General features: G+C 66.8%; 8 protein-coding genes and 1 tRNA gene. 5 read left to right on the forward strand and 4 right to left on the reverse strand.

The features are described from left to right. Positions 1-431 precede the first annotated feature (431 nt). Positions 432-2,300, forward strand: coding sequence for a tetratricopeptide repeat protein (locus tag BRAD285_RS34155; RefSeq protein ID WP_006613208.1), 1,869 nt, complete (start codon positions 432-434; stop codon positions 2,298-2,300). 475 nt (positions 2,301-2,775) lie between these two features. After that, positions 2,776-3,342 carry a hypothetical protein gene (locus BRAD285_RS34160; protein WP_006613206.1) on the forward strand — a complete coding sequence of 189 codons (567 nt, stop codon included), beginning with the start codon at positions 2,776-2,778 and terminating at the stop codon, positions 3,340-3,342. Positions 3,343-4,235: 893 nt separating this feature from the next. On the opposite strand, the gene BRAD285_RS34170 is transcribed toward BRAD285_RS34160, so the two are convergent. From BRAD285_RS34170 to BRAD285_RS34185, 4 genes are all read right to left on the reverse strand, one after another. Beyond that, a tRNA-Thr gene (locus BRAD285_RS34170) sits at positions 4,236-4,311 on the reverse strand. Between the two features lie 156 nt (positions 4,312-4,467). Then, positions 4,468-6,399: a heme biosynthesis HemY N-terminal domain-containing protein gene (locus BRAD285_RS34175; RefSeq protein WP_006613204.1), complete on the reverse strand. Its 1,932-nt coding sequence runs from the start codon at positions 6,397-6,399 to the stop codon at positions 4,468-4,470. A gap of 17 nt (positions 6,400-6,416) precedes the next feature. Beyond that, positions 6,417-7,730, reverse strand: a complete 1,314-nt coding sequence (locus BRAD285_RS34180) for a COG4223 family protein (protein WP_006613203.1) — start codon at positions 7,728-7,730, stop codon at positions 6,417-6,419. Between the two features lie 50 nt (positions 7,731-7,780). Then, positions 7,781-8,509, reverse strand: coding sequence for a uroporphyrinogen-III synthase (locus BRAD285_RS34185; RefSeq protein ID WP_006613202.1), 729 nt, complete (start codon positions 8,507-8,509; stop codon positions 7,781-7,783). Between the two features lie 139 nt (positions 8,510-8,648). Here BRAD285_RS34185 and tsaD point away from each other — a divergent pair, with 139 nt between their 5' ends. The 3 genes from tsaD (at position 8,649) to BRAD285_RS34200 (ending at position 11,403) form a co-directional block, all read left to right on the forward strand. Continuing rightward, entirely contained in the window at positions 8,649-9,716 is a 1,068-nt protein-coding gene (tsaD, locus tag BRAD285_RS34190; RefSeq protein WP_083846427.1) for a tRNA (adenosine(37)-N6)-threonylcarbamoyltransferase complex transferase subunit TsaD, read from the forward strand. Positions 9,717-9,834: 118 nt separating this feature from the next. Continuing rightward, complete coding sequence (locus BRAD285_RS34195; RefSeq protein ID WP_006613424.1) at positions 9,835-10,815, forward strand: NAD(P)H-dependent glycerol-3-phosphate dehydrogenase; 981 nt, start codon at positions 9,835-9,837, stop codon at positions 10,813-10,815. Positions 10,816-10,989: 174 nt separating this feature from the next. Next, positions 10,990-11,403, forward strand: coding sequence for an EVE domain-containing protein (locus BRAD285_RS34200; protein WP_035647550.1), 414 nt, complete (start codon positions 10,990-10,992; stop codon positions 11,401-11,403). The last annotated feature ends 8 nt before the right edge of the window (positions 11,404-11,411 follow it).

Genomic DNA, 11,411 nt, shown 5'->3' on the forward strand with positions numbered 1-11,411 from the left:
CGCGAGCGGGACATCTCGACCATGACTTTGGATACTGATCGCCACCGGCGGGGCCGCTGGCGTACGCCCGAGCGCAGCCGACATTTGCGGGATTCGAGCGAACAAAACGCCGGATCGCCACCTGCTGCCAGCGCGGGTATTCGTCCCGCGGCTCGCGCCGGACGATGGCGCGATTTGGGTTAAGCAATTCTTAACCGGGCGTGCCGGCGGCAAGGGATCGAGGTGAGCGCTGGTAAGCGAGAGCGCGCCTGACTCCATGCGCGCTGTCCTGACCTCGTCCTCTGCCGGCTTAGCTATGGAGGAATGGCGCACAGGATCAAACCTTGGACTAAACGTCATGGCTGGCGTCATTCGCGGTGATTTACACTGCTTGCTGCCGGCTAGTAGAATCAACTAATAGTTGCTGGTTGGACATTGGAAAGAAGACCTTGATGAGCCGCCGCGAGCGCCGGGCTTCGCCCTCTCTCCGAGCATCGAAGACAAGCTCAAACGGCTCCAGGCTTGTCAATCCAGCTGCTCTTTATGAAACGGCGTTTGCCCAGTTTCAGGCCGGCAAGCTCCTGGAGGCGATGCGCTGTTGCCAGGACGCGCTTGCGGTCGACCCCAATCATTCGGATGCCATGCATCTCATGGGGCTTCTGTCGCTGCGGATGGGGCAGAATGGCCAGGCCATCGACTGGTTTGCGCGCGCGATCAAATTGGCTCCCAAGAGCGACTACGTCTCAAGCCTTGGATCGGCGCTTCGCAAAGCGGGACGGTTGGAGGACGCCCTCAAGGCCTTCGACAAGGCGGTCTCGCTCCAACCGGACAATGCCCAGTATTGGAAGGATCTCGGAGCTGTTCTGGCAGAGCTGGATCGTCCGGATGACGCCATCCTGAGCTTGCGCCACGCTCTGCAATTGTCGCCAGAATATGTGGACGCGGCCAATTTATGTGGCCTGCTGCTTTGCAGGCGGAATCGGTTTGCCGAAGCTCTCGAACTCTTCGACATCTCGGTGAAGGCAAACCCCGGCCAGGCAGAAGCGCTTCACATGCGCGCGCTCGTTCTTCAAAACCTGGGGCGGTTGGAAGAAGCGGCCGCCGATGGCCTGCGGTCGCAAATGCTCGATCCAGCCAATTTCGAGACGCACAATAATCTTGGCTGGGTGCTGCACCGGCTCGGGCGGCACGAACAGGCATTGGCCTGCTTTGATCGCGCCCTCTCGCTTCGGCCAGACTACGTGTTGGCTCTGAAGAACAAGGCGGATCTGCTGGCTGATGGCCTTCGATTCGAGGAGGCGATGGCTTGTCACGAGAGGGTCCAAACCATCGCGCCGAGTGATCCAATCACCATTTGGAACATGGCGTTGATCCACATGGTGACCGGAAATTTCGAAGCAGGCTGGCTGGGGCGTGAAATCCGATGGAAGACGGGGCTCGGTATCGCCCATCCGGATTTTGCCCAGCCGCAATGGTCGGGGGACGACTGCATTCGGGGCAAGACGATCCTGATCTTCGCCGATGAAGGACTCGGAGATGCCTTCCAATTTGCCCGATATGTTCCGATGGTGGCGGAGCTCGGAGCCAAAGTAATCCTTGCGGTGCAGGACCCGGCCTCCTCGCTATTGTCGAGATTGGCGGGCGTGACTGAATGCATCCCGAGATCGACGGCGGCCTCGGCAAGCTTCGATTTGCACTGTTCCATGTCGAGCCTGCCGCTCGCGTTCAAGACGACGCTTCGCACGATTCCAGCCGATGTGCCCTATCTGCCGTCGCCGCTCCCGGCACGGCAAGCGGAGTGGGAGAGAAGGTTGGGTCCGCACGACAGGCTTCGTGTCGGGCTGGTCTGGTCAGGTAACCCCGGGCACAGCAACGATCGGAATAGGTCGGTGCCCTTGCAGCTCCTCACAAGACTGTTGGACATCGATGCGCAATTCGTCAGCCTGCAGAAGGACGTCCGAGAGTCGGATAGGGACGTTCTAGCTGGACTCGACATCGTCGATACGACTGAGAGCCTGGCGGACTTCGACGACACTGCGGGACTTTTGTCCTGTTTGGATGTCGTCGTCACTGTCGACACGAGTGTCGCTCATCTCGCCGGCGGCCTCGGGCGTCCCGTATGGATCCTCCTGCCCTATCGGCCCGATTACCGCTGGCTGCTCGGCCGCACGGATTCTCCGTGGTATCCGACAGCGCGTCTCTTCAGGCAGAACGAAGCACGCGACTACGGCTGGGTCATCGATCAAGTGCGCCACGAATTGGCGGCCGAGGCCGCGGCGTTTCGAGGCGCGCCTTGTGTCTCGCTGCGGTTCGGCGGTTGATCCGGCTTGGGGCTGCCACAGCCGTGCGTCGTCGCGTCGGCTGAACTGAACGAGCGCACGCATCGCAGACCGCGAGCGGGACATCTCGACCATGGCTTTGGGTGCTGATCGCCACCGCCATGTCACTATTGCTCAAAGCACCCGCCAAGCGCAGAGTCGTCGTCCTTGCGGGAGCATCAAACGAGGGGGAAGTGATGCAGCGAGCCGATATACTTATCTGTGATATATTTCCTCGTGCCGAAATTGACCCGATGTCGAAAAAGCCGAGATCGACGGATGTACCGCGATTTTGGATGCTCGAGCTTTGCAAGGCGCGCGATTTTCTCGATAAGGCAGAGCGGCTTCTAGACGAGTCGGAGGCGACTAACCGAACTGATGGATTCGGCGTACGCTATACGCGATCATATTTGCAGGTGGGCTAACGTCATAAACTATGTCCAACCGGCCCACGGCATATTCGTGAGCGGAGGCGGCAGTGATTCCGTACACGTATGAGCAGATGCAGGCAGTCGTTGATGAGATTGCGAAACAATCCGATCGTGGCGCAGCACTCGTTGCTGCATCCGCCGTCGACAACTTCTTAGAGTGTCTCATCATCGCAAGGCTGCCTCAGCTCGAGCCGAAACGGCAAAAAGCACTGTTCAGCCAACCAAATAGCCCATTATCAAGCTTCTCTTCTAAGATAGAGATTGGCTTCGCTCTCGGCCTTTTCGACGAAGAACGAAGGGTAGCTCTTCACCTAATACGTGACGTCCGCAACCGTTTTGCCCACAAAATGGATCCTATCAGGTTTGAAGATCCAGATATTTGCGCAATGTTGGAGCAGCGACTTCCCACGGGCATCAAGGCATATAGGACTATGTCGTCGCGGGAGAAATTTCTCCTGATGGTCAATACTTTAATCCCCGTACTCGGCTTCGCCGCTTATTACCCTCAGATCAAGATCAACAGACTTGATTGTGAGCCGTCATTTCGCTCGTATGTTCAGGCGACGGTGGACGTCCTGATGCGTCATGTGACGTCTAAAACGACAGGCGAATGAGAACCAAGATTGAAATGTCGGGCTCTCCGAAATCAGACGACAACTCGCCATTTAAGGTCAAACGGCTAGCCTCGATCTGGAGTTACGGTGACGCATTTATGTCCGAGTATTTTTCTCCGGCGAAGGTCTAGTTGACGCTTCGGGACATACTCAGGTGCAGATCGCGTTTACGATCAGTTCTAGGGCAACTCACCGCAGGAGATCCAGCCGCAGCGCGCATGGTGCCAGCAAACGCGATGGCTTCTGAATACCAGAAAATTCCTTGACGCCGACCCCAAATCAGTGGTCTTATCCCGCCATCCTGCTTCGCCGAGAGGGACGTATCGCGATCGTCACGGCACGTGAGGTGGGTTGCGGTGGCCGTGGCTTCGTCAGGCGCTTTTGCGCGACGACTGATGAGGTGCGGACGGCGAAGTCGCGTGGTCCTGGCGCCCCGAAGCTGGCGTCAAGGTCGCAGCGTTCATGACGAGCGCAGCGGGCGACGGGGGCAAGACAGCCGGTCCCCGGGGAGATCGCGTATAAGACGTAAAGCCACCGCGCGGGGAAGGCCGGATGTTCGGCCGTACCTGTGGTTCTGCCGCGTGCTTTTTTGCTGCACGCGGACCGCGGGTGTGGTCAGCACCCGGCCTTCCTCGCGCCCTCTCACCTGAAGAGGACGCCGATTGCAGCAGAGCTCGGGCCGATCCGGCCGCGGGATCGCGGCGGCATGGGCGTCAGCAAGGCCGCAATGAGCGCCTCGCTGTTTGACAGAGTTCATTGGGATCAGAGAGCCGGGCTTGGCTGAAGCACCTGGGGGGCTCAAACGCCCGGCTTCGCCAAGTGGCTACGCCGAGCACGCTTCGCCCTTCGGGCCACTGCGCGGCTGCGCCACGCGTAGCCCGAAGGGCGAAGCGTGGTGCCGCAAGAGGGACTCGAACCCCCGACCCCGTCATTACGAATGACGTGCTCTACCAGCTGAGCTATTGCGGCGAACCAAAGCGGTGCGTGCCCGGCACGGGCCGGACGACGCGGACGCGCTCCTGATATCGGGCGAACGGGCGGTTGGCAAGGACAACCCGTGCCGCCCGGGGCCGGAATCGAGCCGGTGTGACCGGAACGGCTGGCCAGCCTGGCCGTTCGCCGGCCTCAGCTCCCGAACCGGGACCAGAACCCGCGCCAGCCGCCGGCCTGGACCTTGGGGGCGATCTGCTCGGCGAACTCGTCGCGCGGCTGGTCCTCGTCCTCGACACCGGGATCATCCGGCGGGCGCATGATCGGGACGATCGCCTGGATCTGGGTCTCGGCCGGCTTGGCCAGGTCGTTGCGGTTGCGGAACAGCGGCGTCGGCGCGGCGGCGGCAGTCTCTGCTGGCTTCACGGGCTCGGCCGGCGCCTCCGGCTCCTCCGCGGTCTCAGGCTCCGCTTCGGCCTCGCTAGGGGCGGCCGCCTGCAGCGGGGGCGCAGGCTCGGCGGCCGGCGCGGCGACGGGCTGCGCCGTCACCTCCAGCGAAGGGTTGTCCTCAGCCTTCTCAACAGGGATATCCACCGGCTTGTCGACAGGCTTGTCCACCGCCGCCTGCTCGCTCGGCGTCGCAGCGCTGGGCTCGGGCGTGGCGACGATGTCGGCGGGTTTCGGCGGATCGTTGTCCTGCAAGGTGGTCGGCGCGATCACCACCGGAGCTGAGGCCGCGCCGCGCGGCGGCTCGACCAGGCCCTCGGGGATCGCCGGGCGGCTCGGCGGCGCCAGCACGGCCTCCGCGAATTCCGAGCTTTCGATCACGCTGTTGCGCTCCGACGGCAGGCTCGCCACCGGGGTCTGCCACTGGAACGCGTCGAGCCGGCCGGTGACCGGCGAGATCGGCCGCCAGCGGTCGCTGACATAGCCGTCGGCGGTCCAGGCCGGGTCGTGGCGGGCGCGCACCGCGCGCAGGGTCCATTCGCGCGCCTTGCCGGCATCGCCGTGCTCGGTGCGCTCCAGCTCGGCCATCAGCATCGCCACGCGCTGGGTCGGATCGTCGGTGAACGGCGCCAGCACTGCGCGGGCGCGGCCGAACTCGGCGGCGTCGATCGCGGCGCGGGCCACGGCCAGCGCAGCCTCGACATGCTCGGGCGTGCGCGCGGCGAGGCTCTCGATCCGGGACAGCCGCTGCCGGGCCGAATCGCCGAGCCGGACATGGGCATAGGCGTCGGCGAGATCCGGATGCGGGCAGGATGCCCAGGCCGCCTCGATGATCTTCATGGCGCGCCGCACCTGGTGGGCCTCGCTCTCGAACTTGGCGGCGAGCACGGCGGCCGGCACCAGAGTCGGCGCCAGCTTCACGGCTTCCATCGCGCTGGAGCGCGCGAGGTCGCGGTCCTCGGTCTCCAGAGCCATCGCGCGCGCCGTCAGCAGCACGCCGCGCTGGCGGCGATAGGTCGGCTTGTCGATCATCCCGGCGGTGTAGTTGCCGTCGAGGATCGCAAGCGCCCCGTTCCAGTCGCCTTGCGCGCAGCGGAAGCCGAGCACGGCATGCGAGGCCCAGGTCGCGTTCGGGGCGAGCTTGAGCGCCTCGTCGGCGATCACGACAGCGGCCATCGCGTCATCGGCGCGCTGCGCCTCGACGAATAGGCCGCGCAGGCCGAGCAGGCGGGTGTCGTGGCGCTCGGCCATGGCGCGGAAGGCGCGGCGCGCGCCGTCGCGGTCGCCTTCGAGCTGCGCCGCCTGGGCGTGCAGCAGCAAGGTCAGCGGATCGTCGCCGGCCAGCCGCTTCGCCATGTCGGCATGCTGGCGCGCGGCGGTCGAATCGCCATGGCCGATCGCCAGCAGGCCGTGGGTGATGGCGTGGCGGCCGCGCCGGTGCCGGCGCTCGCGATGCGCATGGCGGATCCGGCCGGGCGCGCGCAACAGCGCGCTGAGCAGGTTCCAGACCAGCACGCAGGCGGCAATGGTCAGGCCGAGCGCCAGCACGAACACGGGCAGCGTCATGGCGATCCGCCAGGGACCCCAGTTCAGCACGACGTCGCCGGTCTGCTCGGCGACCCAGGCGGAGCCCGCGGCGGCGAGCCCGACCAGGATGAGGAAAACAACGATCCGGATCATGAGCGTCCTTGGGCGTCCTATTGCGCGGGTTTGGCGAGCGCGGTCATCGAGTCGTCGGCGAATTTGCGTGCCGCCGACAACGCGGCATCACGCGCATCGGCCTTGGCGAGCCAGTCATTGGCGGGGACGCGCTCGTCCGCCGGCAGGCTCTTCAGCTCGCGCCGCGCCTCGGCGAAATCGTTGCGCAGCGCCGCCGCGGTGATCCGCGCGACCACGGCGCCGCGGTCGGTGCCGGCTCCGTCGGTGCGCTCGACCTTGACCAGGTTCGAGGCGCCGGCCGAGAGCTTGCTGAGGATCGAATTGCCGGTGGTGCTCTCGGTGGCGGGCGGCGCCAGCTTCGGCACGATGGTCAGGAGATCGCGGCTGAGCGCGGCCGGGCTCGGGACGCCATTCGCCGCGAAGGCCTCCAGCGGCTTCAGCGCGGCGGCATCTGGCGCCAGCGACTTCGCGGTCGACAGCGCCGCCGCATAGGGATCGCCGTGGCGGACGGCGACGTCGAGCAGCGTCGCCGCGACCACGCGGCGCAGCGGCGCATCATCGGACGTCTTGGCCGCCTCGGCGGCCTCCGTGAGCTTGCGGCTCTCCTGGGCGAGCGCTGCGCTCTGCGTCCTGCTGGCGCGCTCCAGCGCGTCGATGCGCGCGGTCAGGCCGGACAGGTCGACCGGGGCCGGCGCGGGTGCCGCCGCAACACCGTCGCGCGGTTGCGCCTTGACGTCGTTGAGCGCCGCCACCGTCTTGTCGCTCTGGCTGCGCAGGCCGGCGACGTCGCTGCGGACGCCGGTGATCGCCTTGTCGATGGCGTCGATGCGGCCGGTCACGGCGGCATCGGGCTTGCCGATGCGCTGCTCGAGGCCGGCGACGCGCGAGGTCAGCTCGTCGACCGCTGTCGACAGCGGCGTCGTCGGCGACGGCGGTTGCACCGGTGGCCAGCCCAGCATCCAGCCGACGCCGATCACCAGCGCCGCCGCAGCCGCGCCGGAGAACGGCGCGATGATCCAGGGCGACACCGGGCGCGGTGGCGGGGATGGCGGAAGATCGGCGCGCGGCGGCTCGGCCGCGGCGACCGTCTCGTCGGGCGTCTCGGTGCTGGCGGTGTCCGGCGCGATATCGTCGGCGCCATGCGGATGCGACTGGCTCGCCGCGCCGGATGACCCCTCGGCGACCGCCTCGGCCGGCGCGGACCATGGCGAGGGCGTCGGCCGCTCGGCTGCGCTCTCGCTCGCGGCGGGACGCTCCTCGCGCGAGGTCGGCTCCAGGTCGATGGTCGGCGGTGGCCGCTTCGGCCGCCCGGTATCGGAGGCCGGCGCAACGGTGTCGGGTTCATCGACCATGGTGGGAGTTCCCTGGCTGAGGCAAGATTGAGCAGGCCCTCTTACGCCATTCACGACCGTAGCGCACGAGCTAGCCCTTCCAGCATCTGGTTTTCATCCGGATGCGCTGGGATTGTGACCTGGGTCGCCCCGGCCTCACGCAGCACCTCGGCCACATTGGCCGACAGGCAGCCATGCGGCACGGCCAGCGCCGAGATTTCCACGCCCTCGGCCCCGATCGCCGCCACGAATGCCGCGGCACTTCGCCGCGAATAATGCAGCACGGCCTCGATTCGATTGGCCGCGAACGCCTCGCAGACGGCGCGCGGCAGCGCCGCGACCGGCACCATGCGGTAGACCGTCTGCGTGACCACATCGAATCCGCGCTCCGCGAGCTCGCCGGCCAGATCACGCGAGATGTCGGCGCCGGCCAGATAGAGCAGGGTGCCGCCCGCGCCGATCACGCCGCTGGTCGCGATCAGCTCGCGCAGCGCCGTGGCATCGCCGGACGCCGACATGACCTGCCCGAAGCCGGCTGCGTGCGCTGCGGCGGCAGTCTGGTCGCCGACCGCGAACAGCGGCAGGCCGAGCAGCGCCGAGCCCTCGAGCTGGGGCGCGATCGCACGCAGCGCATTCGACGAGGTGACGATCACGGCCGCGGCATCGCGCCCGGCATCCTCCGACAGCGCCACCGGCTCGAAGCGCAGCATCGGCGCCAGCAGCACGTCGAAGCCGCGCGCGCGCAAAGCCGCGGCGGTGCGTTCATTGTCGGGGGCGGGACGGGTCACCAGCACGGCCATGTGCTATGCTCCCGTCGAATACGGATCGGCCCGGCTGCAACGGACGGACGATTGCACCTGGCGACCTCGTGGTGTTAGGCGGTTCCGCGCACTCATAATAACCGAAGGGTTGAGATTGGGTAACGATTCGACAACGCTGCTGCTCGGCATCGAGACCACTTGCGACGAGACCGCCGCAGCCGTGGTCTCCAGGGATTCGGACGGCAAGGGGCAGATCCTCTCCAACGTGGTGCGCTCGCAGACCGATGAACACGCGATCTATGGCGGCGTGGTTCCCGAGATCGCGGCGCGCGCCCATGTCGACATGCTCGATCACCTGATCGACGCGGCGATGCGCGAGGCCGGCGTCGACTACGCCGAGCTGGCCGGCGTGGCCGCCGCGGCGGGGCCTGGCCTGATCGGCGGCGTCATCGTCGGTCTCACCACAGCCAAGGCGATCGCGCTGGTGCATGGCACGCCGCTGATCGCGGTCAACCATCTCGAGGCGCACGCGCTGACGCCGCGCCTCACCGATGCAATCGACTTCCCTTATTGCCTGTTCCTGGCCTCCGGCGGTCACACCCAGATCGTCGCGGTGGCCGGCGTTGGCGATTATGTCAGGCTTGGTACGACGGTCGACGACGCGATGGGCGAAGCGTTCGACAAGGTCGCCAAAATGCTCGGCCTGCCCTATCCCGGCGGACCGCAGGTGGAGCAGGCCGCGCGCACGGGCGATGCGACGCGATTCGCCTTTCCGCGCCCGATGCAGGGGCGCAGCGATGCGAACTTCTCGCTGTCCGGCTTGAAGACCGCCGTGCGCAGCGAGATCGGCCGTCTGGAGAGCGTCAGCGAGCAGGACACCGCCGATCTCTGCGCCAGCTTCCAGGCCGCGGTGCTTGAATCCACAGCGGACCGCCTGCGTGTCGGCCTCGATCTGTTCAAGCAGCGTTTCGGCGCACCGACCGCGCTCGTCGCCGCCGGCGGCGTCGCCGCCAACCAGGCGATTCGCGGCGCGCTCGACGACGTCGCGCAGAATGCCGGCACCCGCCTGATCATGCCGCCGCCCGCGCTGTGCACCGACAATGGCGCCATGATCGCCTGGGCCGGCGCCGAGCGACTCGCGCTCGGCATGGTCGACGGCATGGACGCCGCTCCGCGCGCCCGCTGGCTGCTGGATGCCAATGCGCAGGTGCCGGGCAAGTTCGCGAAAACGCGCGCGGGGTTTTGAGCTTGGGAAGGCCGATTCCAAATCCGCAACTCGTGGCGGTCGGTGGTTGGGGCTGCCCCTCACCCCAACCCTCTCCCCGTAAGAACGGGGAGAGGGAGTGCGGCGGCGCCTGCCGTCAATGACGTCTTTCCAAACCATCTCCATCATCGGCGCCGGCGCGTGGGGCACCGCGCTCGCCGCCGTGGCGGCACGCGCCGGCCGCGCCGTGACGCTGTTCGCCCGCGATGCCGATCATGCCGCACGCATCGCAGCCGCGCGCGAAAATCCGCGTCTGCCGGGCATTCCGCTGGCGGACAGCATCGCCGTCACCGCCGATCTCGCCCAGGCCGCCCGCGCCGATGCCGTCCTCATCGTCGTCCCCGCGCAGCACCTGCGCGGCGCCGTCATGCATCTGGCGCCGCTGCTCAAGCCAGGCACGCCGCTCGTCGCCTGCGCCAAGGGCATCGAGCACGGCACCCACAAATTCATGACCGAGGTGATCGCCGAGGCCGCGCCGAACGCCACGCCCGCGATCCTGTCCGGCCCCAGCTTCGCGGACGACGTCGCCCGCGGCCTGCCAACCGCGGTGACGCTCGCCGCACCCGACGAGACGCTGGCGGCCGATCTCGTGCAGGCGCTGGGCTCGCCGACCTTCCGCCCGTATCACTCGACCGACGTGCGCGGCGTCGAGATCGGCGGCGCCGCCAAGAACGTGCTGGCGATCGCCGCCGGCATCGTCGCCGGCCGCAATCTCGGCGCCTCGGCGCTGGCTGCGCTGACCACGCGCGGCTTCGCCGAGTTGGTCAGGCTCGGTCGCGCCTATGGCGCGCGCAGCGAGACGCTCACCGGCCTGTCCGGCCTCGGCGACCTCATCCTCACCTGCGCCGGCCCGCAATCGCGCAACTTCGCCGCCGGGCTGGCGCTCGGCCGAGGCGAGCCGCTGCCCGCGGGCAAGCTCGCCGAGGGGCAGTATACCGCGCCGGTGCTTGTCGAGCTCGCCGCCTCGCGCGGCGTCGAGATGCCGGTGGCGCAGGCGGTGGCCGCGATCCTGGCCGGTGCGGTCACCATCGATGCCGCGATCGAGGCGCTGATGATGCGGCCGTTCAAGGCGGAGGAGTGAGTACGTAGGCCACGCCTTCGCGCACGGACCTCTCGCTGCCGTCATGCCCGCGCTTGTCGCGGGCATCCACGTCTTGGATAATGGACAAAGCGGTGAGACGTGGATGGCCCGCACTTCCGAAACGCGAGGGCCGCGTCTATGCCCGGCCATGATGAATGGAAAGAGAACGGCAAGATGAGCTACTGGCTGGTGAAATCCGAACCCTCGGTGTGGTCCTGGGACCAGCAGGTGGAGAAGGGCGCCAAGGGCGAGGCCTGGACCGGCGTGCGCAACTACACGGCGCGGCAGAATCTGGTGGCAATGAAGAAGGGCGAGCTCGCCTTCTACTACCATTCCAACGAGGGCAAGGAGATCGTCGGCATCGCCGAGATCATCAAGGAAGCCTATCCCGACCCGACCGACAAGACGGCCAAGTTCGTCTGCGTCGACATCAAGGCGCACAAGCCGTTCAAGACCCCAGTGACGCTGGCCGCCATCAAGGCCGAGCCGAAGCTCGCGGAAATGGCGCTGGTCAAGCAGTCACGTTTGTCGGTGCAGCCGGTGACGCCGGAGGAGTGGAAGCTCGTCTGCAAGATGGGTGGCGTGTAACGGACCGC

The organism is Bradyrhizobium sp. ORS 285 (assembly GCF_900176205.1).
Lineage (GTDB): Bacteria > Pseudomonadota > Alphaproteobacteria > Rhizobiales > Xanthobacteraceae > Bradyrhizobium.